Genomic DNA, 26,140 nt, shown 5'->3' with positions numbered 1-26,140 from the left:
ATCTCACTGATCCGAAACCGAGGTTTACCCTCAGTTCGCAAACCCATCCGGCATTGCTGTTTCTCCGCCCGTCAAGCCATATTCCAAAATATCTTTTTTGCGTTCTGGGTACAGCTTCAACAACTCTGGTTGGGTGCCGCCCGTGAAGATATCGCCTGTAAAACCGGGGGCAAGCGTACAGCCAAATAGAGAATACTTTCCGCCCTCCACACAATGACCTGCCTGCCATACTCCAGCTGGGATCACAAATTGCACAAGTTGACCCTTCAACGGTTCACTGCCTAAGATCACATCGCGGCTGGACCCATCGGGGTAAAGCAAAATCAAGCGCAGCGGTTCACCACCGTAAAAATGCCACATCTCATCAATGGTCAACTTGTGAAAGCAAGACACACTGCGCGGTTCATGGCAATACATCCCGATCATGCCCGTCCCAAACGGCTTTCCGTCCGGCATATCTCCTGAACGATATGTGCTCACAAAAAGCGTCCCCTCTACCGGCAACGCCTCCAACTTGAAATGCTCGATCAAATCCCGAATCTCTGAATCCATCACACCGCCACTAATTAATTATCAATTGACCTTCACCGTCAAATTCACCACCGTCGCACCGCTTGCCTTCACCAAATTCTCTGGCGTGATCATGATCTCCTCGCCCCATTGTCCGGCACCGGTTCCAAGCATGGGCTCGTCCATCAGAGTCGCTTCGAGGAAGGAACGAAATCCTTCGGGCTGCCAGCCAAAGGCGGGGATCGAACCGATGATGTATCCCGTCACTTCTTTCACACGCTCAGGCGGCGCCATCTGAATATTGCGCGAACCAATGGCTTTCTTCAAATTACCCGAAACCGCATTTTGGTCGCCGCCCAGCATCACTAGCACGCACTCGCCCGTATCCACCACCTGAAAGACCAGCGTTTTTACCGCCTGTCGTTCAGGGAACCCCAAAACGTTGGCAACATTTGCCGCACCTTTTTCGGTTTCTGGCGAAAAACTTTTAGCTTCATATGGAATATTGTGTTGATCAAGATGAAGATGAGCAGGCAGTTTCATGCGTTTGTTCCTTTGCGAATGATTTGGATGATCTCATCGGGCGAATGTGAAATATCAACGATGACCGCGTCTCGCGGTTCTTCCAACGCCTCGAATTGACTTTTCAATAATTCTACCGGCATATAGTGATCTTTGCGGAGCTTCATTCTTGTTTCGATCTGTTCAAACGATCCGCGCAGATACGCAAACCGGACCTTTTCATTCACCGCCAAGGTGTCGCGATAGCGTTGCTTCAATGCCGAGCAAGCCAGTACACAAGAAGTACCTTCTTCTACATGCTTTTGAATAAGCGCTTGCAACGACTTAAGCCATTCTGCCCGGTCGGCATCGTTCAACGGAATGCCTTGCGCCATCTTTTCCCGATTCGCTTCCGAATGGAAATCATCGGCATCGTAAAACGACCAACCCAGTTCTTGCGCCAGCCTGGCACCAACCGTCGTCTTCCCTGAGCCTGAAACGCCCATCACAACGATCACCTGCGCCATAAACTCTCTCCTTACGAGGAACCTTTGCTGGAAAGAAATATCCCGATCAAAATGAACACCCCGCCAAAGATTGTCATCAGCGAAGGCGTTTCATTGAGCAGGAAATATGCAAGAGTAGCAGAACCGATCGGCTCGCCTAAAACTGTCACAGCCACCATGGCGGCAGTTAGATATTTCAATGCCCAGTTATAGGTGCTGTGCCCGATCAACTGCGGAATCGCCGCCAAGAGGAAGATCCAGCCATAGGTCTTTGCGTCATAACCAAAAGGAGTGTTTCCGGTTGCGAATAGAAAAAGGATCAACGCAATGGCGCACATACCGTATACCAAAAAGATATAGGGCACGAGCGAAGTCTCAGCGCGCAATTTTCTGCCGATGATGAGATACCCCGTCACAGCCCAGGCTCCAGCCAAGGCAAGGAAGTTGCCCCACATGGCGCGTCCCTTCAAGATATCGTTCAGCGCCGGGCAGACAAGCCCGTGGTTCCATGTGCAGGCATCTGCCAACCCGATGATAATTCCGCCGATCACGGCGAGTCCCAAGCCGATGATGGTTGTCCGCGAGATGTGCTCTTTCAGCAGCATCGGCGAAAGCAGCGCCACCCACAACGGACCCGTCCCTACGAAGACGACGGAGCTGGCAACACTGGTGTATTCAAGTGAAGTGATCCATGTGGCAAAGTGAGCGGCGAGGAAAATGCCCGAGGCAACACCGAGCAAAAACTCGGTCCGCGTGAAGCGTTTGATCTCATCCATGTGACGGGTCAACGCAACGGGCGCGATCATCAAGGTGGCAAAGGTCACTCGCAGCGCAGCGATTACCAGCGAAGGCGCGCCTCCCGCCTGTGCGAAACGGATAAAAATACTGGAGGTGGAAACAGCCAAAGTTGCAACGATCAAAGCAATGGGGAGGAGGAGACGGGTACGTGAATCCATAATGTTGCCGAGTGTACTCGAAACCTCAAAAATTCGCGGGAGTTTATCGTATTTTTTGGAACTATGATTTTGAACTTGCACTTCATTCTAAGGTGTGCTAAATTCAGATTATCATAAAAAAGGAGAACATAAAATGTCTGACATCAAACATGAAATTGCTGCACTGGTTTCCAAGAAGGTCAAGATTACCGACGCCCAGGCTCTTCAAGCTGTCGAAGTCGTTCTTGATTTCGTTGAAAAGAAACTGCCCCCAAACATCGGAAATAAATTGGATGCCATCCTCTCTGGGAATGTTGACTTGAGCGACGGCATCGGGCTTGACGATGCAGCTGGCTTGCTCGGCGGTTTACTCGGCGATAAGAAATAAAAATTGGGTAGAAACATGGTGCTGTCTATAACAGGCAGTACCATGTTTCTACTTAGGCGTTATGATGGCACGATGATTTATCGAAAAAGTTTTTTCTAATCCTTGTTATTTTATGTTTTTTTCTTTCTGCCTGCGGGGTGGATATTTCTGGCAGACCGCCTTTCGAGAAATTGACATTTTCACATGGAGCCACTCGCATTACCGCTGAAGATGGGCGCTACTGGGATGTTGTCTTTGAGTATGACCGCAACACTACCTTTACTGGAGTCGTCCGGCATGTTTCCCTTTGGTATGACTTTGCGGCACCTTTCATGTCGCACGATATCTTAATCACTACAGGAGATTTTTCGTCTCGCCAACATGTGGCGGTGGTTGTGATGGGGCACAAGTTTTTCTACCGTTCTGATACCCGCTCACCAAAAGGCTCTCTTAATCTTCTGCATATTTTGCCTGCATCTGATGAGGTTTTCAATGAATTGACGAAGATCGGCAAATGGGATGAGGTCCGTGTGGTCGGGCGTGAGATATTGCGGATCGATGCTTATCAACCGGATGGCACATTCATGGGATATATGACAGATGCGGGTTGCAATACCATTTTGGTAACTTCAGCGCATGTACAGGCAGTTGGCCCCCCCATACCCTGAAGAATGAATATATTAGATTTTTGTATAAAAATTCGATTATTCTTGCGTCCTGCTATGAGGTGGGATAAAATCATTTTCGTAGTCCTAATTATTTAAATCAACTCACTTGAAGGAGAAATCTCATGGCTTTTGAACTTCCCAAACTTGCATATGCATACGACGCTCTCGAACCTCATATCGATGCGCGCACAATGGAAATCCACCACACCAAGCACCATCAGACTTACATTACCAATTTGAACGGCGCTGTGGAAAAGACCCCTGAACTTCAGGGCAAGTCCCTCGAAGCTCTGCTTAGCGATCTGAATGCAATTCCTGAGGGAGTACGCATGGTTGTCCGCAATCATGGTGGCGGTACTTACAATCACAACCTGTTTTGGGAAATTATGGGACCCAAAGCTGGCGGCGCACCCAAGGGCGATCTTGCCAAGGCAATCGATGCCTCATTCAATTCGTTCGACGCTTTCAAGGATGAGTTTACCAAAGCCGCCACGACCCGCTTCGGATCCGGTTGGGCTTGGTTGGTCAAGAAAGGCAGCGGTTTGGCTGTCGTCTCTACTGCCAATCAGGATACTCCCTTGTCCGATGGCTTGACCCCCATCCTTGGTATCGATGTTTGGGAACATGCCTATTATCTCAATTATCAAAATCGCCGCCCTGATTACATCACTGCCTTCTACAACGTGATTAACTGGGAAGCTGTCTCGGCAAAATTTGCTGGCAAATAATTCCCACAAAAATACTCTACTCTGCCCCGTGCAACCGCACGGGGTTTTTTTATTCCTACCTTGCCATGCAGATAAACAAAGATATAATACGTTCTATTGGCTTACCAATAATCCCTAAAAGGAGAATAAAAATGACTCATATTATTACCAGCCTCTGTGTTCGCGATCGTGGATGCATCGAAGTTTGCCCTGTCGAATGTATCGTTCCCGGCAACCCTGCCGATGGTTTCCCCATGGTCTACATCGACCCTGACACCTGCATTGACTGCGGCGCTTGTGTTCCGGAATGCCCCTTCGCGGCGATCTTCCCCGAAGATGAAGTTCCTGCAGCGTACACCGCCAAGGGCGGCGAGTACATCAACCGCACCGGTCTCACTGGTCATTACGAAGCCACCAATCATCACGGCAAAGCTGTCGTCCTTGAAACCACTCGTCAGCTCGATGCTGGTGAGTCGGTGGACCTCACGCCTGATACCGCGCTTAACTATGAATTCTTCAAGAGCGGTCCTGGCTACGGCGCGAAAGACAACGACTCCGGTAGCTAGTAACTTAAATGTAACAAAAAAGCCAGTCTACATTAGACTGGCTTTTTTGTTATCGACTCAACACGGCCTTGAAAAGAGATTCGCTGATATGTTTCGCAAGAAGTGGATTGTTTTCTTCTAAAGCAACTACCATGGCAAGGGGTGCGCCTTGCCAATCGGGTGGGGTGCCAGCGATCAACCAGGTGACAGTCGTCTTGCTGATACTTCCCCTACCTGTGTGACTCCAGTATGCATTGCCTTCTTCGACAAAGGACTGCGTCGCCTCTTCCGCCGCCCCGGCTGGGATCACGTCTCGAGGCTCTTCCAACGCTGGCAATACCACCCATCCCTGCTCAAGTGTATTCACAGCTGTAGCGATCCTTGGCGCAGGACTGATCCCTTGTTCGCTTAACGCTGCTGTTACCAACGTCACCTGTAATGGGCTTGCCCGCACATCGTCCAATTCTGTAGTGGGGAAAATTTCCGCAACCGGCATTGCAATGCGTGGCAGGCGGAAAAAGCCCAGTGTTTCATAAAAATTAAGCAATTCATTTTGTGACGGGGTCTCTTCGCCAAAGTATGCCTGTATCAATGGTTGAAATACATCTCCAACTGGATACATTCCTTGTGTGGCGCGGTTAAGAAGAGGAGAGTCCTCTGCTTGGGAGAGTGTATCGCCTTCTTCGTCCAGATTATTTGGGTCATATTCAGGATGAGATGCCATGACGAGGATCTCTCCGGTTTCCGCATTCATTAGAATGATCGCGCCGCGATGGTTGCCAAGCAATTGGTCCGCTGTCATTTGCAGGTTTAGATCTATGCTCAAACGCACATCCAGTCCGGGGGGAGGCGTTCCGTAAAGCAGTTGATTCCAAAGGATCAAGCTCATGGGGTTCCCCTGTGTGCCGCGCAGATAGTCGTCCAGGCTGGCTTCGAGCCCGGCTTGTCCATAAACTTGATGCGTATAGCCAATTATTGGTGCAAGGTCGGGATACAAATACTTTCGAATGTACGTGCCACTCTCGCCAGTTGTCATGTTAATGATTTGATTGTTTTTATCGACTACCTCGCCTCGTAATACATAACGATCAGCAATCGCGCGTCGGGCGTTGTCGGTTCGCACGAGTAAGTCTTCACTGCGGACAAGTGCCCACCATGCACCAGTTAAGGCACAGGCGGCAAGCCCTAGCGCAAAAATGCCTGCCAGAATGGTATAAGGGACTGGGTTTGGCAGGGGGGCGGGTTCATCATCTTCTACATTGCTGATGGAAAGTAGGAAATACAAGGCAATAAATGAAGTGAGCAAGGATGATCCGCCGTAGGAAACAAAAGGCAGAGTCACACCGGTGAGTGGCAGCAAGCGCAAATTACCACCAATGATAAGCAGGCTTTGTACTCCAAGATAGGTTACCACTCCCGCTGCCAGGTACCTCCGAAAATTATCGGGGGCACGCAAGGCAATGATCAATCCTCGGGCAAGGATCAACCAAATGAGCCCGATCATACCGATCGTCCCAATAAGACCACTTTCTTCGGCGACTGCTGCAAAAATAAAATCGGATATGGCGACTGGTACAAGCAATGGACTTCCAATTCCCATTCCCCTGCCAAAAATGCCGCCATTTGCTACAGCCAATAGCGATTGAATGATCTGATATGAGTTACCAGTTGGGTCGTCCCATGGATTGAGCCAGCCCACCACACGGATGTGAATGATATCTATCATGAAGTAGCCGATCAGAAGGGCGCTTAAGAGGAAAAGACTGGTCCCGATCAGGATGCGGCGTTTGCTGGATGCGAGGAATAGAAATATGGTGTAAATGAAAAAGAATATGGATGCTGTGCCAAGGTCACGCTGTACGACCAGTAACAACAATGCAACACCAGTCACAACGATGGTTGGAATTAACAGCGGTACTGCCGATAGACGGATGTTGACCCGTTCAGCAAGATATGCCGCGAGATATATGACAAGCAAAATCTTCAAAGGTTCAGAAGGTTGAAAGTAAACGCCTCCAAACCCAAGCCATAAACGCGGACCCACCCCCAAAGGATTGGTGCCGAAGATGAGTGTCAGTGCCGTGATAAGCAATCCACTGCTCAAGAAGATATATTTATAATTTTTAAAAAAAGAAAGTTTTCTTACGAACCGGGCTAACACGATCAGGGTCAGCAAGCTCAACCCGAGCCAAATGGATTGACGGATGCCGAAGCTTTCATCCAGCCGCCAGACCGTTAATAGACCCCAGCCGCTAAGTAAGGCTGCAGCGGGGAAAAGATATGGGTCGTGTTCGGGCAGGTAACGGGTCAGGGCGCGATGCGCAAGAAACGTGAAGGCTGACCATAAAAGAAAGCCGATCCAATGTGCCAGCCTGTAATCTACATCCCAAGTCCGCTCCCGCACTGCCGGGGCAAGAGTGAGCACAATGGATTGTAGGAAGAGGAAAATTGCCGCCCATTGGAGGAGGCGGCTCTGCACTTGATTATTCATGGGGTGTTGGGTGGAGTGCGCTTTCCAAGCCGTTGTGTGGGTTCGATTATCACGTTTTCAGAGAGGCTAATAGATAAATTCGTTCCCCCACATTGGATCTCATCCCCAGAGGTGATTACCGTCGGGGTGGTGATGCGGGCTGCATTGAGTCTCGTTCCATTTGTAGATGTGAGGTCTTCGAGCCACCATTGATTATGATGATAAGTCAATTGTGCATGACGCGCGGAGATGGTTTCGTCGAAAATGGGAATATCACAGCCGGGGTCGCGCCCAATGCTGATTTCTGCCTGGCTGAAATACCGCATGGTGCTTTGTGTTCCTGCTGATCTAACCGTGATGCTGATTCCAGGCACGCGTCGGCTTGTCAGGTTGATTCCCTGTCGTTGAATTTCACGATAAAAGAATACAAGCGCCCAGCCAAGGAATCCATACAATGTAAGCGCCGTGGCGACTCGCAGCACAAGAACGACAGACCCGCTCATTTCTTTTTAAAGTTTGCCGTGGAGTGGTCTTTTTTCAATACGGCAGTCGGTCTATCAGGTGCCTGATGTTTGAAAGGGGCTGTATCCTTCAGGTCCGGGCGTGGAGGTGGACTGTCTTGCCCGAAAATAAGTGCCACGCCAGCCAGTGAAATGACATCTCCTGGGTAGAGCACACTTTGGCTTGTCCGTTGCCCATTAACAAAGGTTCCGCCTGTGGAGTTTAGGTCGAATACCACGAAGCGCCCTTTAATGGCGCGTAATTGAGCGTGGTTGCGGGAAACCCGTGGGTCGTCAATGATTAGTTGATTATCCAGCCTGCGTCCAATGTTAACGACCGGGATATTAAGAGGAAATATTTTAACTCCTTCCACGATCAAGAAGGAATTTTCGGGCATCATTTCAATGGCAGGGTCTAGGCTGCCGGTGTCCAGTGGGGTTGCATTTGTTTCTGCCATGGTTTCTATCCGGTGAGAAGTAAAAATTTCAACATCGTTGATACGAACATGCTCATCCTGTGAGACGGTTACTGTAGGGGCTATTGTAAACTTAAACCCCGCTTCCAACGCCAAAGTCGTGATCGAATGCAAGATAACTGTAAGTAATCCCTCATCTGCCCAGTTCTTTGCGGTCTCAGGGTGCATGAGGAGTTTGTAGACATCGGGGATGGTGGTTGCGCCGCCATTTACAACACTATTTTGTTGGATCGCAGTAGCCAGTTTTTGAACGATTAAGTCTTCTACGTGCTTGCCTGGAAGCACCTTTAACAGGTCTACTTCAATAAGAGTTTGTAAGCGGGTTTCAATTTCATGTAAATTCATCTTGAGTTTTCTAAAACTGGGGCTTCTTGCAGTTTGGGCAGATTTTCTCCCCGGGTCTTAATACGAATCCGCAATGACGGCAGGTACTGGGTTGTACCATTCCTAGCGGAGCGCCACAGGCAACGCAGGAGGGATCACCTACTCGATTGGCAACATGGCAATACGCACAGGTTGTCCGTTTTAGATTTTCAGAAAGCTCAGCAGAAGCTCCTGCGGCATGAGCCGTCTTCGAGATTATGCTCCAAACCCGTTCACTGATCTGCAGGTTTTCGATATCTTGTGCAATGTCATCGAGCCGCCCTAAAAGGCTGAAGGGATTCTTTAGGGCTGCAAGGGCGCTCACGCCCAGGCTGGCAGCTACACCAAGCCAGGCTTGTTGCCCGAGCTCCACCATAATCCCCTCTTCGAGCGACTGAATGGTGATGGTCATGGCGGTGTGACCGCCAGACATCGCATCGGGGCGGGTGCCAACCTGCACCACGATCCGGTCACTTTGCCCCAGGGTTTGTGCGCGCATATTGCCCTGATTGAACTCAGCCAGTAATGCCTGTGCAACATCCACCGGCTTGATGTTCCCGTGAAAGATTTTTCGCTCCATGAACTCGATTATAATCGCCTTTGCGATTCTCCTTTAAGAATATTACGAAATGACACCCTATAAGTTTCAACCACTCACACTGACGCTCGCCATCCTGCTGATCGTACTTGGGATTCCATTCGCCTCTTCATCGACCGATGTCCTGGCTCAACAACCGACGGAGACTCCTGCCGCCGCGACCGGTCTTTTTATCACCGTGGTGACAAATGAGCCGCAGATCAACGTTCGCATGGGACCCAGTTCCACGGTTTACCCGGTAGTAGGCTTCCTATTAACTGGCTCCTCTGCACCCGCCCTTGGCAGGTCTCAGGGCGGGGATTGGGTTCAGATCGAATTCCCGTCTGCGCCGGGTGGGAAAGGCTGGGTATATTCCCCATTGGTTCAGGTATCTCCACCAGGCAACCTTCAAGTTGTTGAAGCGCCGCCAACGCCGGTGCCCCCCGCCACTTCTACCATCGACCCGACCCTTGCTGCTCAGTTTGTGATTGTTCCAACAAATACGCGCCTGCCGACCTTTACTCCTGCACCAACACTGGCAGGTTTTGATTTTGAGCAACCAGATGCTATTACGGTTGGTGTTCCTTGGGCTTCCATCATTATTGTCCTCACAATCCTGGGTGTAATCGGCTTTCTGCTCTCTCTGATTCGACGACGAAAATGAAAATGTTTGGACCTGGTAAACGTTTATTCGCCTTTTTTCTTCTAGTAGGCTTGGGAAGCTGGGTTGTTTTTTACACACCCGTAAAATATCCGGTGGTTGCCCAGCAACCGACGGGCTCAATTGCCACAGTAACAGGCACGCCCACAGGGATGATCGTCCGGGTCAATCTCGATCTTGAGATCGTCAATGTATATTCAGGTCCGAGTACTTATTTGTACCCTTCAGTTGGTGTGTTATTGCTAGGACAGGAAGTTCCCGCGATCGGCATTTCGGATGACCAGAATTGGATTCAAGTTTATTATCCAGGGGTTCCTGGTTCGGCTGCCTGGGTCTATGGTCCTTATGTAACCATTATCAAAACCGGACGCCTTCCCCGTGTACCAGCGCCGAGTACGCCTACACCAGCTTCCACTCCAACTATTAATCCCACTTTGGTTGCAGCATTCATTGACCCTGTAACACCAACGCGTCTGCCTACTTTTACCCCGCCACCTCAACTTGTCGTCCCTACTTTCCTGCCTGATACAGGTTCCGCCAACCGCATCCCGGTTGGTTTGGCGATCATGGGACTTGGTTTTATTGGTGCATTTGGAACTTTGATCTCGTTCTTGCGCGGTCGATAGAGTTTCCGAAATAAATAAAAAAATGGACAGGTGAAAGCACCTGTCCATTTTTTTATTTATAAATAATTTTGGTTTTAGTTGTTGCAACTACAAGAGCCGCCGCATCCGCAGGAACTTTCTCCGCCGCCGGATCCGCAAGCGCAGGATGAACCTTCACTTTTCGCATTCGGGCTATCCACAGCGAAACCAGCGCCGCGAACAGGGTCATTCACAAAATCGACAGTGGCGTTACGCAGGTAATCAATGGAGACTTCGTCTACAACGACTTTTACGCCGTTTGCATCGAAGGTGGTATCCACATCACGGAAGTTGTTATCAAGCGCCATACCAAAGTTGACGCCGCAACAGCCGCCGCCTGCCACATATACACGGAGGGCATAGCCTTCAAGTTTACGTTCGTTCAAAATGTTCTTGACTGCTTCACTTGCAGCGGGGGTAAGAGTAAAGACTTGGGTATTAATTTCCTGGAGCATGTTTTTCTCCTCGATTACATTTAATGGTAATTTCGATGAATGTTATCAGGTTTAAAGGGGTCTGTCAACTTTTTCAGTGTTGAATATTAATCCGTACTCATTTTCTTGACACAAACCCTTTGCGACTGTAAAATCCCTTTGCTTAAAAGGCAATAGCCTTTATTTTTTCATCACTCTAGGAGGAGTACCCTTTCATGTTCACTATGGACTTAACCAGTGTTGAACAGATCGCAATCTGGGCCGTTTTTGCCGTTGCTTGGCTTGGTCTCGGATATGCGGTTTTTTTGCGTTCCCAAATCTTACGTGAAGACAAAGGAACGGAAAAAATGCAGGAAGTTTGGGGAGCGATCAAGGATGGCGCCAATGCTTATTTGCAGAAGCAACTTAAATCCATCCTGCCTCTGATCGTCGTTCTTACCGTCGCTCTGTTCCTTTCCGTTTATGTGGTTCCGCCTTCCCCTGAAGCTCAAGAACGCTTCAGTGGCATGGCTGACAGCCAGATCAAACTCATCATCGGTATTGCGCGCGCTCTTGCGTTTGTCATGGGCGCCGGCTTTTCGCTGACGGTGGGACAAATTGGTATGCGCATGGCGATCGAAGGGAATGTACGTGTGGCTGCGGCTTCCAAGAAGTCGTTTGGTGACGCGCTTCGCATTGCCTATCGCGCCGGCACCATCACCGGTATGCTCACCGATGGACTCGGTCTGCTCGGCGGCACCATCATCTTTATTATTCTTGGTATCGCTGCTCCAGATGCGCTACTCGGCTTCGGCTTCGGCGGTACCCTCCTTGCATTGTTCATGCGTGTGGGTGGTGGTATTTTCACCAAGGCTGCTGATGTCGGTGCTGACTTGGTCGGTAAAGTGGAAGCTGGCATCCCTGAGGATGATCCACGCAACCCGGCTGTGATCGCGGACCTCGTCGGTGATAATGTCGGTGATTGTGCAGGTATGGCGGCGGATATCTTTGAATCCTATGAAGTGACCATCGTCTCCGGCTTGATCCTCGGTTTGGCTCTCTGGCACGCCACAGACCGCCTCGAGTGGATTATCTTCCCCTTGATGGTTCGCGGTATTGGTGTGCTTTCTTCAATCATTGGTACTTACTTCGTTAAAGCGGGCAAGACCGGCAAGAGCGAAGATGCGATGAACGCCATTTTCAGCGGCTTCTTGACCTCTGCCTTGGTTTCAGCTGTGTTGTTCTTCATTGCAGGTTTCCTCTATATGAATAACACCATGGTTGAGTATGGTGGTTGGTGGCGTATGCCGACGGCTGTAGGTGTGGGCGTGGTGCTTGCCATTTTGATCGATCGCCTGACCGAATACTTCACCGGTACGCATGCAGCGCCTGTGAATGACATCAAAAAATCTGCTGATACGGGTCCCGCTACGTTGATCTTGAACGGTATCACCGTTGGTTTCGAATCTTCGGTTTGGTCGGTGCTCGTCATTGCGATGACTATCATTGCCTCCATCTTTATTTTCGGTACCATCCCCGGAACTGATGGCACTCTTAGAGCCACTTTCATCCTTTATGGCGTTGCTATGACTGGTATTGGTATGTTGACTCTCACCGGAAATAATGTCGCCATGGATTCCTTTGGTCCGATCGCAGACAATGCTAACGGCATTGGTGAAATGTCCTGGTCTGGCAAAACGGATAAGGCGACGAAAGACGCGCAGCAGATCATGGCTGACCTTGATGCGGTCGGTAATACGACCAAAGCTATCACCAAAGGTGTTGCCATTGGTTCTGCAGTGATTGCGGCAGTCTCGTTGTTCGGTTCTTTCCTTGTGGATGTGGAACGCGCGCAAAAAGTTGCGAATGATGCGGCACTTGCCCTCGGCAATATTGCTCCTTTTGAGAAGTTCATCACCGAAGTCGGCATTCGTGTCGATGTCCCGCAGATTTTCGTGGGTATGCTTATCGGTGGCGCTCTGCCATGGCTGTTCTCATCCTTTGCCATTCAAGCTGTAACCCGCGCTGCTTCCCTGATTGTGTTGGAAGTCCGTCGTCAGTTCAAGCTGGGCGTGTTGGAAGGCAAAGTCAAGCCCGATTATGCTCAGGCAGTCAGTATCTCCACGACCGCGGCGCAGAAGGAATTGGTTTCTCTCGCCTTGCTCGGTATCGTTACTCCGATTGTTGTCGGTTTAATGTTAGGCGTGGAGGCTCTCGGCGGCTTCCTTGCGGGTATCATCGTCTCTGGTCAGTTGTTGGCTGTGTTCCTCAACAACTCCGGCGGCGCTTGGGATAATGCCAAGAAGTTGATTGAAGATGAACCCAAGGATCCTGCCAGAAACCTTGGCAAGGGTTCTGAGCGTCACAAGGCTGGCGTTGTGGGTGACACCGTTGGCGATCCCTTCAAGGATACTGCTGGACCTGCTCTCAACCCGATGATTAAGGTTGTGAACCTCGTTGCGGTCATTATTGCCCCGATCGTGGTGCAGTATCAAGGTGTAACAGGCGGTGCTTTGGTAGTGGTTTGGACGATTGCTTTTGCCTTACTTGGTTTGCTGGTATGGGCTGTAATGCGTTCTAAAGCTCCGGCTCAGTCGATGACAGCAGAAGTTGCTGTACCTGCAAAGAAATCCTCCACCAGAACTACTGCAGCCAAGAAAAAGACCACTAAAAAGTAGTAGTTATTGAATTGAAAATCCCGTTCCAAAGTATTGGAACGGGATTTTTTCTTTATATGCATTATAGTGCGCGTGATAGAATCTGCTTAACTTTCCTGAAAGGAATAATATCGAATGGCGGATGTAAAAGCATTTGGTGAGCGTTTGGTGGATAGCCTTGAAAAGGTGATCGTTGGGAAAAGGCAATCACTGGAACTGGTTGTGATCGGTTTGCTGTGCCAGGGACATGTCCTAATCGAAGATGTGCCAGGGGTGGGAAAAACAATGCTGGCGCGGAGCCTTGCGCGGTCACTGGATTGCGTGTTCAACAGAATTCAATTCACGCCGGATATGCTCCCAAGTGACGTGACCGGTGTTTCGATTTACAACCAGCAAAAGAATCAGTTTGAATTTCGACCCGGTCCGATCATTGGGCAGGTTGTCCTGGCTGATGAGATCAACCGTGCTACACCGAAGACCCAGGCGGCATTATTGGAGGCGATGGAAGAAAGACAAGTGACCGTGGATGGGGTTACACACCCAATGCCAAAGCCTTATATCGTACTTGCCACACAAAACCCAATCGAATATGAGGGAACATTTCCACTTCCTGAAGCGCAATTAGATCGTTTCATGCTGCGTATGCGCCTGGGGTATCCCAGCGCCTCCGAAGAGATCCGCATTATGGATGATCAAAAAATGCAGCATCCGATCGAAGCGCTCACTTCGGTTGCTTCGAGTGATGAGGTGTTGGCGATGAGCGAAGCTGTGCGGGGTGTTTATATTTCCAATGCGGTCAAGAAATATATTGTAGAGTTGAGTACCCGTACCCGCCAGAGTCAGGATGTATACCTCGGAGCAAGCCCGCGTGGAAGCCTCTTCCTTGCCAGGGCAGGGCAGGCTCGAGCTGCCTTACATGGGCGTGATCATGTTTTGCCGGACGATGTTAAGGCGCTGGCTGTGGCTGTATTGGCACATCGTATTATCGTCAGTGCTGCTGCCCGCTTGCGTGATGTCAGCTCGGATCGGATCGTGAATGAGATCGTTCTCTCCACACCGGTTCCCGGCGGATCATTTGAAGTAACTGCAAAGGATAATTAACCATGAAGGCTGGGCGCATCCTTGTCGCCTTGCTTTTCGTTGTCGGTGGGATCGGGGTTCTGGTTAGCGGAGCCACGATCTATTCCCGCTTTCTGTATAGCAGTGCTTTCCTGGTCCTTTTTTCATGGGCGTGGACGCGCTGGGTGATTCGTGGGGTCGTTTTTGAGAGGTCTTCGCGTGAGTTGCGCGCCAACGTAGGTGATGTACTGGAAGAAAGTTACCGCATCTCAAATCGGGGAAGACTGCCCATGCCGTGGGTGGAGATTTTGAATCACTCGACAATTCCTTTTGCCGCGGGGTCGCGTTTATTCACTTTATTGATGGGGAAACAAAGAAGGAATTACACAGCACGCACTTGGTTGACGCGCCGCGGAAGTTTTCAATTAGGACCTACCCGAATTACGGTTGGTGACCCATTTGGCTTATTTACTTCAAGCAGGGAATTTCAATCCAAAGATACCTTGATCGTTTTCCCTATGATCCATGAGATCCGTTCTTTTCCAACCCCGCAGGGTGTGTTGACGGGCGGGCAGGTGATCCGAAAAAAATCACCAGACGTTACCCCGCATGCCGCCGGGGTTCGGGAGTACGTTCATGGGGATGCGATGAAGCGCATTCACTGGCCATCCAGTGCGCGGCGAAATCGTTTAATGGTGAAGGAATTTGAACAGGACCCCCAGGCGGAACTCTGGATCTATCTGGATCTGCAGCAGAACATTCACTATCAACAGCGGCATAAACAGCAGGAAATCCCGTTCTATGATATGTTGCTGAGAAAGCGTCCCAAGATCGACTTGCCGCCTTCAACACTTGAATATTCCGTCAGCATTGCAGCTTCGCTTGCACATTATTTTCTCAATCAACGGCGTGCTGTGGGTTTTGCCAGCGCCGGACAAACCTACAACGTACTTCCAGCCGAACGCAGTGAAAGGCAGGAAGCGAAGATCTTGGAGACTCTGGCGTTCGTTAAAGCGGATGGTACACTATCGTTGGCGGGGCTGGTATCTACCCAAGCCGCCCTTCTGCCGCAGGGCTCAAGCGTTATACTTATTACTCCAACGACGCGCCCCACCCTGCTTCAAGCTGTCGATGACTTGCAGCTGCGTTATCTTTCGCCGATCGTTGTTTTGTTGGACGTGAACACGTTTGGCGGACCCACAGGCACAGACGTCTTGATATCTGCATTAAAAGACCGGCGCGTACCTGTGATCCCGATCGCTTGTGAAGATGACCTACCCCAGGCACTTTCGGAAATTTCATCCAACTTCAAACTTCAGGAATTGCGCCAATGGCAAACACCCGAATTGTCACTATCGATCTGAACTTTCAAAATAAGACACAAGCCATTGCTTCGTATTTGATCCAACAGGGGGATGCAGTGGTCTTGATCGAAAGCGGACCCGGCTCGACTCTTTCTACACTCGAGGCTGGTTTGGCGAAGGAGGGTTTGTCTACTCGTGATGTGACTCACGTCCTGCTTACACACATTCATCTTGATCACGCCGGGGCGGCGGGTTGGCTTTCACGGCAGGGCGCTGAGATCTATGTCCATCCAATTGGCGCGCCACATTTGTTAAACCCTGAGAAGCTTATAGCCAGCGCCACCCGCATTTATGGCGATAGGATGGATACACTTTGGGGTGAGTTTTTGCCAGTAGCGCAGGAGCAGCTCAAAACCCCGAATGATGCGGAAGAGATCGTCATCGGCAGTTTACGTTTTTTGCCAGTTAACACACCTGGACATGCTGAACATCATTATTCCTATTTATTTGAAGATATCTGTTTTAGTGGGGATGTGGGCGGGGTTCGTATTCCAGGATACATGTATCTGCGCGCGCCCATGCCACCCCCGGAACTGCATTTTGGGCGCTGGCGTGAAAGCCTGGCGCGATTGAAGGCTTTGAAGTTTTCACGCATTGCCCCCACGCATTTTGGGATCTATGATGATGTGCACTGGCATTTGGATAAGCTGGATACCACCCTGGCTGGGATGGAGCAGTGGCTTGAAACGGTCATGGTGCGCGACCCATCGATCGAAGAATTACGCGAAGAATTCACGCTGTGGATGGAGGAGGAAAGCCGCGCTGAGAACTTGAGCGACGATACTGTGCGGGCGTATTCCCTTTCGAACCCGGTGGCGATGAGCGCCGATGGGTTGATGCGATACTGGAAAAAAGCCCGTAGTGCGTAATTTGTCATGCTGATTGCGTGATGCATGAAACATGCCAAAAAAGGCTAATAACGTTATACTTCCCTCATCAAGGAGCAAAAGATGAAGGATTTTATAGCGATTTCTGATTATTCCGCGGATGAGATCAAAGACATGCTTGATCTCGCGATCAAGTTGAAGAAGCAATATTTCAAGAAGGGCAACAAGCCCATCTTTAAAGGGAAAGTGCTGGGGATGGTCTTCCAGAAACCCAGTTTGCGTACGCGTGTATCTTTTGATATGGCGATGCGGCATTGCGGGGGCGATGCTTTGTATCTTTCGCCAAGTGAGATCGGGCTGGGTACACGCGAATCGATTGCGGATGTGGCGCGAGTTCTCTCCGGGTTTGTTCAGGGGTTGATGGCGCGTACATTCGAACACTCGCATGTGGTTGAGTTGGCGCAATGGTCGGACATTCCCGTGATCAATGGATTAAGCGATTACAACCACCCTTGCCAGGGAATGGCGGATGCGTTGACCATCATTGAAACATTCGGCAAGAAGTCGAAGGGGTTGAATATCAGTTATGTCGGCGACGGCAATAATGTTACGGTGTCACTTATGCATGTATCCGCGTTGCTGGGCTGGAATGTGACCGTAGCTACTCCTGAAGGTTATGATGTGAACCGACAGGCAATTGAGATCGCGCAAGGGATCGCTCAAATGAGTGGTAGTAAATTATCCTTTGTACGTGACCCACATGAGGCGGTGAAGAATGCGAACGTCATTTACACCGATACCTGGACCAGCATGGGGCAGGAAGAAGAAACTGCCCAGCGCGGAAAAATATTCCCTCCCTATCAAGTTAACTCAAAATTGGTGAGCGAAGCCGACAAGGATGTGATCGTTATGCATTGTTTGCCCGCCCATCGTAACCAGGAATTGACCGATGAAGTGGCGGATGGTCCGCATTCGGTGATCTTCCAGCAGGCTCATAACCGCTTGCATGCCCAGAAAGCGATCCTGGCGCGTTTGTTCGATGTAGATTAATCAAAATCAGTACCCGACCGGCGGGTATTGCCATAACTAAATTTTTACAGGACAAACATGAACACACAAAATTTTATTGAGATCGAAGAAAAATTCGGCGCACACAATTACCATCCTTTGGATGTTGTCATCGAAAAGGCTGAGGGGGTTTGGGTCTACGATGTGGATGGGCACAGGTATCTTGACTGTCTTTCTGCCTACTCTGCAGTGAATCAAGGGCACGTTCACCCGGCGATCTTGAATGCTCTTTTAGAACAGGCAAAAAAGGTCACTCTGACTTCACGCGCCTTCCGTAACGACCAATTGCCGCTTCTCTACAAGGAACTTTCTGAGATGACCGGCTATGACATGTCACTGCCGATGAACTCTGGTGCAGAGGCGGTTGAAACAGCGGTTAAGCTGGCGCGCAAGTGGGCGTATCAGGTTAAGAAGGTGCCGCGTCATCAAGCAGAGATCATTGTAGCGGGCAATAATTTCCACGGGCGCACGGTGACCATCATTTCCTTCTCCACTGAGCCGCATTATCGCGATGATTTTGGACCCTTCACGCCGGGCTTTGTTATTGTTGAATACGGCGATGCAAACGCAATTGAAAAGGCGATCACGCCCAATACCGCGGCAGTGATGCTGGAGCCGATTCAGGGTGAAGCCGGTGTTGTAGTACCGCCTGACGGATATTTGAAAAAAGTAGCTGAGATCTGCAAGAAGAACAATGTCCTATTTATGGCAGATGAAATTCAAACTGGTTTGGGGCGAACCGGGAAACTTTTTGCGGCTGACCATGAAGATGTTCGTCCAGACGTTGTGATCGTCGGTAAGGCATTGGCAGGCGGGTTTTATCCCGTCTCAGCTGTGTTGGCAGATGCACCGATCCTCGGGTTATTCACACCAGGTGAGCATGGCTCGACCTTTGGTGGTAATCCACTGGCGGCGGCTGTGGCGCGGGCGGCATTGAAGGTTTTGCGCGAAGAAAAACTGGCAGAACGATCTGCAGAGTTAGGCACATATTTCATTGAGCAACTGAGTGAAATTCCAAGTCCGCATGTAAAGGAAGTACGCGGCAAGGGACTTCTTATTGGCGTGGAACTTAAGCCAGAAGCAGGCGGCGCGCGCCGTTTCTGTGAAGCCTTGAAGGGCAGAGGTATCCTCGCTAAAGAGACGCATGATCACGTGATCCGTTTTGCTCCACCGCTTGTGATCGATAAAGAAACGATAGATTGGGCGCTCCCTGCGATCAGGGATGTGCTTAATATGCCGTAATCATCAACCCAGACCCTAAGGATTTGGATGCCTTTAGGGTCTTTTTATGGAGGTAATATGTATATTGGAATTCCAAAAGAAAGCCGACCGTTCGAGTATCGTGTTGGTTTGTCTCCGGCGGGGGTGGAGATTTTGACCCATTTTGGGCATCAGGTTTTTGTTGAGCATGAAGCGGGCGCGGGCGCAGGGTTTAAAGATCAGGATTATGAACGCGCGGGTGCTCGTATTGCTTTTTCCGGGCAGGAAGTCTTTGGACGCGCTGACTTTTTACTGAAGATATCGCGCCCATTGAAACAGGAGTTGGAGTGGTTGCAAGAAGGAGCCATTCTCTCAGGGTTCTTACACCTGGCTTCCAGCTCACAGGATCAGATCGACCTGCTCCTGGAGAAAAAGATCACGGCTCTAGCATACGAGCAAATAACCGATTCTTCCGGCGGGCTGCCTGTATTGCGCCCATTCAGTTTGATCTCTGGTGCAATGGTGGCGCAGATCGCGGCTCGCTGGCTGCAGACCAATCGCGGTGGTAAAGGTATTATGTTGAGTGGTGTTCCCGGTGTGCCGCCTGCTGAGGTTGTTATTCTTGGCGGCGGGGCGGTGGGGACTTCCGCTGCGCGTGCCATGCAGAGTGCGGGCGCGCATGTAACCGTACTTGATAAAAGTATGACCGCCCTTGAAAATATCCATGATCGCCTGCCGGGGGTGGTGACCATGATGGCGACCAAGCGGAATATCGAGCGAGCAACCGCCTATGCCGATGTATTAGTGGGTGCTGTGCTCGTTGCCGGGCAGCGCGCACCCGTTATCGTGTCTCGTGAAATGGTGCGTGCCATGAAGCCACGCTCTGTCATTATCGATGTCAGTATCGATCAAGGCGGTTGTGTGGAAACTTCCCGCCCCACTATGCACGACAACCCGACATTTATTGAAGAGAATGTGGTCCACTATTGCGTCCCGAATATTGCAAGCCTTGTGGCGCGAACCGCGAGCCATGTATTCTTGAATTCTGCCATCCCCTATATTTCAGAGATCGCAAATAACGGAATTGATGACGTAATGAAAAAAGATCCATCCATTGAAGCCGCAGTAAATACACACCAGGGAAAACTGGTTAATTTGGTTCGATTAAGCGGGCAGGAGGTATCTGAATGAATCCCGCTTCTATTTATCAATCTCGCGTAACCACGGCAGCCGAAGCCGTAAAAGTGATCAAATCCGGCAACCGGGTGTTTCTGACCGGTAATGTATCTGTCCCTAAAACTTTATTGGCGGCGCTTGTAGACCGTGCACCCGAGTTGCAAGATGTAGAGATCTGCCAGGCGTTGACAGTAGGTGCAGCTGACTATGTTGGACCGGAGATGGAAGGTCACCTGCGGGTAAATTCCATGTTCATTAGCGCCAATATTCGCAAGGCAGTTCAGGAAGGGCGCGCAGATTTTACGCCTGTGCTGCTTTCTGAATTCCCGCTCTTGTTCAAGCGCGGCGTGCTCCCAGTGGATGTTGCTGTTATCCACGTTTCACGCCCGGATGAGCATGGCTTTTGCAGCCTTGGCGTGGAAGTCGGTCTGACCAAATCTGCTGCGGAATGTGCAAAGATCATCATCGCAGAAGTAAATGACCAGATGCCCCGTACTCTGGGTGATGCCTTCATCCACGTTAGCCGCCTGACGCATATTGTGCCGGTCAATTATCCGATTCCCGAGCACAAGATGACGGCAGAGGGCGATTCAGATATTGTCAAGAAGATCGCGGGGCATGTGGCATCTTTGATCCCTGATGGAGCGACCATGCAGCTTGGTATTGGTTCGATCCCCGATGCGGTCTTGAAATTCTTGACGGACAAGAAAGACCTTGGTATTCATACCGAGTTGTTCTCGGATGGCGTCATTGACCTAGTGAATGCTGGCATCCTGACGAATGCACGCAAGTCTCTGCATCCGGGCAAGATCGTTGCCGGATTTATTCTTGGGACGCAGAAACTCTATGAGTGGGTGAACGATAATCCCATGGTCGAAATGCATCCCACTGAATATGTGAACGACCCGTTCATCATTGCCCAGAATGAGCGTATGGTGGCGGTCAACTCTGCCATTGAAGTCGATCTCACCGGTCAAGTTTGTGCTGATAGTATTGGTCCCAAACTATTCAGCGGTGTGGGCGGGCAATTGGACTTCATCTACGGTGCCTCCCGCTCCAAAGGCGGTGTTCCCATCATTGCTTTACCGAGTACTGCAACCATGAAGGATGGCACGCAGATCAGCAAGATCGCTGCCATGCTGAAACACGGTGCCGGTGTTGTGACGACGCGTAACCATGTGCGCTTTGTGGTGACAGAGTATGGTATCGCCGACCTGTATGGCAAGACCATCCGCCAGCGTGCCCAGGCGCTTATCAAAGTGGCAAACCCGATCTTCCACGATGAGCTGCAAAAGCAGGCGAAAGAACTTCATTACTCCTAATAACTCAAATTCCAAACATCAGGGTCAATAGCAGAGGCTTTTGGCTGCTTTTGACCCTATTCTTCTTGTTGTTTGGGTAATGGCAAAGATGACCCAAAAACGGACGTGGGAGCCCGTAACCCCACGTCCGTTTTTTTGTTAACTTCTTGACAATATCCCGCTTGACATTCTGGGGTTTTTTACCTATTATCGGGCGGTTTGAGAAATTATCGCGCCGTCGATTTTGGCGGGTTCGTGAATGATTTTATTCAGCACTACAAATCAATTATTAATAGAAAGAAGTACAACATGCGTAAAGCAAAAATCGTAGCAACGATCGGTCCCGCCTCAGATTCGGAACAGGCGCTGGAATCCCTGATCAAGGCGGGCATGAATGTCGCCCGTTTAAATTTCTCCCATGGAACGCACGAACAACATCAGGTAAGAGTTGCCCGCATCCGTGAAGTATCTAAGCGCCTTAATATGCCGGTTGGCATCCTTCAGGACTTGCAGGGACCCAAGATTCGCGTTGGTAAATTAGAAGTCCCTCTGCAACTTTCAGTGGGTGAAGAGATCTGCCTGTACGCGACCAAAGACACCCCCCCGAAAAACGGTCACCAGATCATTCCGGTGGATTTCCGCGAATTGTTCGACTCGGTTCAAAAAGGTGACAAACTCCTGCTTGATGATGGTCGTCTTGCACTTCAGGTAACCTCTGCAGAAGGCAGACTCGTTCATGCTACCGTCTTAGTGGGCGGTGCATTGTCCTCTCACAAGGGTATTAATCTGCCCGGTGTCAAACTTCGCATTGCGGGCTTTACCGAAAAAGATAAAGCTGATCTTGCGTTTGGCATCTCGCAAGGCGTGGATGCGGTTGCTATCTCCTTCGTTCGCAGCGCTAACGATGTGCGTGAAGTACGCGCCGCCATTCGCGAATATTCAGCAGGCAAGCATGAGCCCATGCTGATCGCCAAATTGGAAAAGCCAGAAGCGCTCGATGTGTTGGAAGACATCCTTGAAGTGGTGGATGGCGTCATGGTTGCCCGTGGCGACCTTGGGGTGGAGCTTCCGCCCGAACGTGTGCCCCCGTTGCAAAAAATGATCATCCGTGCTGCAAACGCCCGCGCCAAACTGGTGATCACTGCCACACAGATGCTTGAATCCATGATCCAAAATCCGCTGCCGACCCGCGCGGAATCCTCTGATGTTGCCAACGCAGTCTTCGATGGTACCGACGCGGTTATGCTTTCTGCTGAAACAGCTTCGGGTGAATACCCCAGCCTTGCGGTTGAGATGATGTCTCGCATCGTCACCGAAGCCGAGACCCACTTCAAAGAGTGGGGCAGCCGCCAGGACGCCAACGCAGGTTTGGGTGAGAGCGATGCGGCTTCCATGGCGCGCGCATCCAACGTGCTGGCAAGCGATCCTGAAGTGCAGGCGGTTTCCGTCTTCACTATGCGTGGTCGTTCTGCCTGGCTCATGTCCAAGGCTCGCCCGTCGAAGCCAATTCTCGCCTTCACACCTGAGCGCGAAACATTCAATCAGTTAGCGTTTCTCTGGGGTGTGCAGCCCAACCTTGTGAAGTATGCCAAGACCATGGATGACATGCTTTCGGAAGTGGACTCTGTTTTATTGAAGTCTGGCATTAAGCCGGGGCAGCAAGTGGTGTTGGTCTGTGGTTTCCCTATTGGCGAGCAGCGTCCTCCCAATATGGCATTGCTTCACACTGTCGCCAGCGAGCCAACCCTTAACCTCGCCCGTAAATTGGCAGAAAAATAATTTCGGATTAATTTTCTCCTCTCGTAGCTTAACCAAAGCGGATGCAGTAATCTACTTAACTGCATCCGCTTCTTTTTTAACTTTTGACTTGTTTCAGCGTTTCGTACTTAACCAAGTTGCGACTTATAGAGAAGGTGAAAAAAATTAACGCAAAGGCGCAGGGGCGCAAAGAAAAAGCACTTAAATCTTAGCGTCTTAGAGACCGTTTCTTAAGTACGCGGATTACGCTGATTTCACGGATTCCAGAAATACCCGCCCACAAGCGAACAGATTCACATGCCCGCAAAAACCCACCCCCCTCTCCCACGAGGGGAGTCATCCCGACGAAAAGCCTTGTTAATTGGGGTGAGGGAGGTTTTGGCAATCAAGGTGGCAACTCGAGTTATTTATTACTCACTTGAAGCGATAATGATCCCAACCCCGATCAATACCCCGCCGACGATGAAAAGGGATGTGATCTGTTCAGAGAGAAAGAACCATCCCAGCAATGTCCCTACGACCGGTTGGGCAAAGAACGTCAGCGAGGCGACAGCGGCGGGTAATTCTGCAAAGGCATAATTCCAAAGAAACATGGCGATGGCAGTGGAGATGATCCCTAAAAAGAGCAGACCGCCAATGATGCCCAAGGTGATTTCGCCTACCCCCTGCGAATTCATCTCCCAGACCGAAAAAGCCAGGCTGGAGGGAATGCCGCCAAGCAGCATGATGGTGCTGGATGTAAGCAGGTCTTGGGTTTGGGAAACTTTACGCACCAGCACTGAATACAATGCCCATGTCAACGCGGCTGCCAAAAGACTCATATTGCCCCAAAACAGCGACGGCGAAAGTTCCGCGGTGCGCGGGTCAATGACTGCCAAGTACACCCAATGTGGAAAGGATAAGTGCGATCACGCCCCGTGCGGTGGGTTTCTCCCCCAGCAGGAAGGGAGCAAACAGCAGCACGAATGCAGGAGTGGCAGAAGTGACCAAAGAGCCGTTCGATGCAGTTGAAAGTTTTGTTCCTACGAATTGAAAGCCAAGCGAAATGCCATACCCTACAAAACCGACCAGAAAGCTTCTCCAGAAGAATTCTTTTGTCATGGGAGAGACCGCCCCTGTTTTTCGGTTCCGAAAATAAATAACGATCCCCAATACGATCGCGCCCATGATCAGGCGCAATAACAGCAGGGTAAAGGGAGGGATGACCTCCAAAACCACCTTGCTTACCACATACATACCACCCCAGATCGAGGCGGCAGTGAGACCAGAAACCAATCCTGCAAATGAATGTTTGTTGTGCATAGTTCCCCGATTATATATGAATGCTTTATTAATCTTCGATCCGGGTTTTGCCTTGGCGCAATTTCTTGACTGCCCCCCGTTGCTTCTTCTCTTTGATGCGCTCTTCTTTAGAGGCTTTCGTTGGCTTGGTTTTGTGACGGAGCTTGGGCTTTTCCCCTGCCTTACGGACCAACTCGTGGAACTTTGCCAACGCATCTTCTCGATTCGCTTCCTGGGTGCGGAAGCGTTTGGCTTCGAGAATTAAAACGCCTTCAGAGTTGATGCGTTTTCCGGCAAGCCGAAGCAGCCGTCCCTTTAAGTCTGCGCCGAGCGATGGGGAGTTAACCACGTCAAAGCGTAGTTGCACCGCCGTCGCAACCTTATTGACATTCTGTCCCCCCGGTCCCGATGCGCGGATATATTCCAATTGAATTTCGTTCTCGAGTCGTTTCATTATTGAAATTATAAAATAAAAACCCCTCTCCCGTTTAGGGAGAGGGGTAGGGGTGAGGTCAAGCTAAAACATCAACGCGTTGACTTTGTCGATCATGGCGCGGTCTGGGCGTAGATCGCTTTCAGTCAGGCGGTTTAGCGGAGTGTCCACCAAATTATAGATATCGGTCAGGGCGGGCTTGGCAGTGTTGACATAGATCATTCCGGTCAGCAGCCAATTGTTCTGGTGTGCTTCCTCGAGAACCTGCAGTGCCGTCATGCGATTGGTCGGGTCGTAGCCTTTTTCAAGGTTTTTCAAAATGACTGTGGAACCGTCATGCATGGAAACTTCGCGCATTTCGCCATCCATCATTTCCTGTTCGAGCATGATCTCACTGCGCGGCGCAATGTAGGAAATTTCATGCAGGGGTTCTTCATGATCCTTGCCCCAGGCATAGGAGTGGTAGGCATTTTCCTGATTGTTGAAGGTCACACACGGACTGATGATATCGAGAACGGCAATACCCTTATGGGCAAATGCAGCCTTAAGAATTTCTTTCACTTGTTTGGGATTGCCCGCGAACGAGCGTGCCACAAAGGTTGCGTTGGAAATCAGGGCTTCCATACAGATATCGACCGGCATGTAGGGATTTTCACCCTGCTTCTTCAATTGCAGACCCTTTTCAGCAGTTGCAGAGAACTGCCCCTTGGTAAGTCCATAGACGCCGTTATTCTCCACGATGTAAACCATGTTCATGTTGCGGCGCATGGCATGTTTAAACTGTCCCATACCAATGCTGGCGCTATCGCCATCTCCGGAGACGCCGATCCCCTTCATGTGGGCATCACCGAAAAGCGCACCCGTTGCAATGGATGGCATACGTCCGTGCAGGCTGTTGAAGCCAAAGCTGCGATTCATGAAATAGGTCGGCGATTTGGATGAACAGCCAATGCCGGAAAACTTGATAACATCTTCGGGCAGCACATTCATCTCATACATTGCCGAAATGATCTGGTTTGAGATCGAGTTATGTCCGCAGCCCTGACAGAGGTGCTTGGGGCGCCGCGGTAATCGTTTTTACTTAAGCCAACGGTGTTCACGTTTGACGGTGCGCCAGCCATGGGAAGTGTTTCGCTCATTGTTTTACTCCTTTTCCAATTTACCGATAACTAC

At 50.4% G+C, this 26,140-nt stretch carries 27 protein-coding genes and 1 pseudogene; 15 read left to right on the top strand and 13 right to left on the bottom strand.

Annotated features, from left to right (window positions below; all coding sequences use genetic code 11):
- Positions 1-30: 30 nt before the first annotated feature.
- Genes IPG80_RS17160 through IPG80_RS17145 form a run of 4 tightly spaced genes read right to left on the bottom strand, consistent with a single transcriptional unit; the run spans position 31 to position 2,473 of the window.
- Positions 31-552 (bottom strand): cupin domain-containing protein, encoded by a 522-nt coding sequence (locus tag IPG80_RS17160; RefSeq protein ID WP_345109371.1) that lies wholly within the window; start codon positions 550-552, stop codon positions 31-33.
- A 21-nt stretch (positions 553-573) separates the two neighbouring features.
- The gene (locus tag IPG80_RS17155; RefSeq protein ID WP_345109369.1) at positions 574-1,053 is read right to left on the bottom strand and encodes a YbaK/EbsC family protein; all 480 of its coding nucleotides are present in this window, start codon (positions 1,051-1,053) and stop codon (positions 574-576) included.
- Positions 1,050-1,538 (bottom strand): gluconokinase, encoded by a 489-nt coding sequence (locus tag IPG80_RS17150; protein WP_345109368.1) that lies wholly within the window; start codon positions 1,536-1,538, stop codon positions 1,050-1,052. Before IPG80_RS17150 ends, IPG80_RS17155 begins: the two co-directional genes overlap by 4 nt.
- An 11-nt stretch (positions 1,539-1,549) precedes the next feature.
- Positions 1,550-2,473, bottom strand: coding sequence for a DMT family transporter (locus IPG80_RS17145; protein WP_345109365.1), 924 nt, complete (start codon positions 2,471-2,473; stop codon positions 1,550-1,552).
- Between the two features lie 133 nt (positions 2,474-2,606).
- Here IPG80_RS17145 and IPG80_RS17140 point away from each other — a divergent pair, with 133 nt between their 5' ends.
- The 4 genes and pseudogenes from IPG80_RS17140 to IPG80_RS17125 form a co-directional block, all read left to right on the top strand.
- Positions 2,607-2,840 (top strand): hypothetical protein, encoded by a 234-nt coding sequence (locus IPG80_RS17140; protein ID WP_345109363.1) that lies wholly within the window; start codon positions 2,607-2,609, stop codon positions 2,838-2,840.
- A 170-nt stretch (positions 2,841-3,010) separates the two neighbouring features.
- Complete coding sequence (locus tag IPG80_RS17135; protein ID WP_345109360.1) at positions 3,011-3,487, top strand: hypothetical protein; 477 nt, start codon at positions 3,011-3,013, stop codon at positions 3,485-3,487.
- A 122-nt stretch (positions 3,488-3,609) separates the two neighbouring features.
- Positions 3,610-4,215: a superoxide dismutase gene (locus IPG80_RS17130; protein ID WP_345109358.1), complete on the top strand. Its 606-nt coding sequence runs from the start codon at positions 3,610-3,612 to the stop codon at positions 4,213-4,215.
- A gap of 131 nt (positions 4,216-4,346) precedes the next feature.
- Positions 4,347-4,544: pseudogene (locus IPG80_RS17125) on the top strand (ferredoxin family protein); the annotation flags it as partial.
- A 265-nt stretch (positions 4,545-4,809) separates the two neighbouring features.
- Here IPG80_RS17125 and IPG80_RS17120 read toward each other — a convergent pair.
- From IPG80_RS17120 to IPG80_RS17105, 4 genes are read right to left on the bottom strand one after another with little or no spacing between them, the layout of a single operon-like run.
- On the bottom strand, positions 4,810-7,230 hold the full coding sequence (locus tag IPG80_RS17120) for an FtsW/RodA/SpoVE family cell cycle protein (RefSeq protein ID WP_345109355.1): 2,421 nt from the start codon (positions 7,228-7,230) through the stop codon (positions 4,810-4,812).
- Positions 7,227-7,712, bottom strand: coding sequence for an FHA domain-containing protein (locus tag IPG80_RS17115; RefSeq protein WP_345109354.1), 486 nt, complete (start codon positions 7,710-7,712; stop codon positions 7,227-7,229). The genes IPG80_RS17120 and IPG80_RS17115 overlap by 4 nt, the downstream gene beginning before the upstream one ends.
- Positions 7,709-8,530 (bottom strand): FHA domain-containing protein, encoded by an 822-nt coding sequence (locus tag IPG80_RS17110; RefSeq protein WP_345109352.1) that lies wholly within the window; start codon positions 8,528-8,530, stop codon positions 7,709-7,711. The genes IPG80_RS17115 and IPG80_RS17110 overlap by 4 nt, the downstream gene beginning before the upstream one ends.
- A 10-nt stretch (positions 8,531-8,540) precedes the next feature.
- Positions 8,541-9,128, bottom strand: a complete 588-nt coding sequence (locus IPG80_RS17105; RefSeq protein ID WP_345109349.1) for a zinc ribbon domain-containing protein — start codon at positions 9,126-9,128, stop codon at positions 8,541-8,543.
- 49 nt (positions 9,129-9,177) lie between these two features.
- Between IPG80_RS17105 and IPG80_RS17100 the strand changes: the two genes are divergently transcribed.
- Together IPG80_RS17100 and IPG80_RS17095 are read left to right on the top strand one after the other, a co-directional pair.
- On the top strand, positions 9,178-9,789 hold the full coding sequence (locus tag IPG80_RS17100; RefSeq protein WP_345109346.1) for an SH3 domain-containing protein: 612 nt from the start codon (positions 9,178-9,180) through the stop codon (positions 9,787-9,789).
- A 2-nt stretch (positions 9,790-9,791) separates the two neighbouring features.
- Positions 9,792-10,412, top strand: coding sequence for a hypothetical protein (locus IPG80_RS17095; RefSeq protein ID WP_345109344.1), 621 nt, complete (start codon positions 9,792-9,794; stop codon positions 10,410-10,412).
- A 74-nt stretch (positions 10,413-10,486) separates the two neighbouring features.
- Here IPG80_RS17095 and IPG80_RS17090 read toward each other — a convergent pair whose 3' ends face one another.
- Positions 10,487-10,885, bottom strand: a complete 399-nt coding sequence (locus IPG80_RS17090) for an iron-sulfur cluster assembly accessory protein (RefSeq protein ID WP_345109341.1) — start codon at positions 10,883-10,885, stop codon at positions 10,487-10,489.
- A gap of 194 nt (positions 10,886-11,079) precedes the next feature.
- Here IPG80_RS17090 and IPG80_RS17085 point away from each other — a divergent pair, with 194 nt between their 5' ends.
- The 9 genes from IPG80_RS17085 (at position 11,080) to pyk (ending at position 23,274) form a co-directional block, all read left to right on the top strand.
- Positions 11,080-13,521, top strand: coding sequence for a sodium-translocating pyrophosphatase (locus tag IPG80_RS17085; protein ID WP_345109339.1), 2,442 nt, complete (start codon positions 11,080-11,082; stop codon positions 13,519-13,521).
- Between the two features lie 114 nt (positions 13,522-13,635).
- Entirely contained in the window at positions 13,636-14,601 is a 966-nt protein-coding gene (locus tag IPG80_RS17080) for a MoxR family ATPase (protein ID WP_345109336.1), read from the top strand.
- 2 nt (positions 14,602-14,603) lie between these two features.
- Entirely contained in the window at positions 14,604-15,923 is a 1,320-nt protein-coding gene (locus IPG80_RS17075) for a DUF58 domain-containing protein (RefSeq protein WP_345109333.1), read from the top strand.
- Complete coding sequence (locus IPG80_RS17070; RefSeq protein WP_345109330.1) at positions 15,890-16,792, top strand: MBL fold metallo-hydrolase; 903 nt, start codon at positions 15,890-15,892, stop codon at positions 16,790-16,792. The genes IPG80_RS17075 and IPG80_RS17070 overlap by 34 nt, the downstream gene beginning before the upstream one ends.
- Before the next feature lie 81 nt (positions 16,793-16,873).
- Positions 16,874-17,800, top strand: a complete 927-nt coding sequence (gene argF, locus IPG80_RS17065) for an ornithine carbamoyltransferase (protein WP_345109327.1) — start codon at positions 16,874-16,876, stop codon at positions 17,798-17,800.
- Positions 17,801-17,857: 57 nt separating this feature from the next.
- A complete protein-coding gene (rocD, locus tag IPG80_RS17060) occupies positions 17,858-19,060 on the top strand; it encodes an ornithine--oxo-acid transaminase (RefSeq protein WP_345109324.1) in 1,203 nt (400 codons plus the stop codon).
- 57 nt (positions 19,061-19,117) lie between these two features.
- Positions 19,118-20,209, top strand: a complete 1,092-nt coding sequence (locus tag IPG80_RS17055) for an alanine dehydrogenase (protein ID WP_345109321.1) — start codon at positions 19,118-19,120, stop codon at positions 20,207-20,209.
- The gene (locus tag IPG80_RS17050; RefSeq protein WP_345109318.1) at positions 20,206-21,516 is read left to right on the top strand and encodes an acetyl-CoA hydrolase/transferase C-terminal domain-containing protein; all 1,311 of its coding nucleotides are present in this window, start codon (positions 20,206-20,208) and stop codon (positions 21,514-21,516) included. Before IPG80_RS17055 ends, IPG80_RS17050 begins: the two co-directional genes overlap by 4 nt.
- A 288-nt stretch (positions 21,517-21,804) precedes the next feature.
- Positions 21,805-23,274 (top strand): pyruvate kinase, encoded by a 1,470-nt coding sequence (gene pyk, locus IPG80_RS17045; protein ID WP_345109315.1) that lies wholly within the window; start codon positions 21,805-21,807, stop codon positions 23,272-23,274.
- A gap of 389 nt (positions 23,275-23,663) precedes the next feature.
- On the opposite strand, the gene IPG80_RS17040 is transcribed toward pyk, so the two are convergent.
- The 4 genes from IPG80_RS17040 to IPG80_RS17025 all read right to left on the bottom strand — a co-directional run bounded on the left by IPG80_RS17040 (position 23,664) and on the right by IPG80_RS17025 (position 25,966).
- Positions 23,664-24,131, bottom strand: coding sequence for a DMT family transporter (locus IPG80_RS17040; protein WP_345109312.1), 468 nt, complete (start codon positions 24,129-24,131; stop codon positions 23,664-23,666).
- The gene (locus tag IPG80_RS17035) at positions 24,118-24,555 is read right to left on the bottom strand and encodes a DMT family transporter (RefSeq protein ID WP_345109309.1); all 438 of its coding nucleotides are present in this window, start codon (positions 24,553-24,555) and stop codon (positions 24,118-24,120) included. Before IPG80_RS17035 ends, IPG80_RS17040 begins: the two co-directional genes overlap by 14 nt.
- Positions 24,556-24,583: 28 nt before the next feature.
- Positions 24,584-24,988 carry an alternative ribosome rescue aminoacyl-tRNA hydrolase ArfB gene (gene arfB / locus IPG80_RS17030; RefSeq protein WP_345109307.1) on the bottom strand — a complete coding sequence of 135 codons (405 nt, stop codon included), beginning with the start codon at positions 24,986-24,988 and terminating at the stop codon, positions 24,584-24,586.
- 63 nt (positions 24,989-25,051) lie between these two features.
- Positions 25,052-25,966, bottom strand: a complete 915-nt coding sequence (locus tag IPG80_RS17025; RefSeq protein WP_345109304.1) for a thiamine pyrophosphate-dependent enzyme — start codon at positions 25,964-25,966, stop codon at positions 25,052-25,054.
- Positions 25,967-26,140 lie beyond the last annotated feature (174 nt).

The organism is Candidatus Villigracilis vicinus, assembly GCF_016702885.1.
Classification (GTDB): Bacteria; Chloroflexota; Anaerolineae; order Anaerolineales; family Villigracilaceae; genus Villigracilis; species Villigracilis vicinus.
The sequence above is the reverse complement of the archived record's forward strand: the minus strand, read 5'-3'. Positions and strand labels throughout refer to the sequence as shown.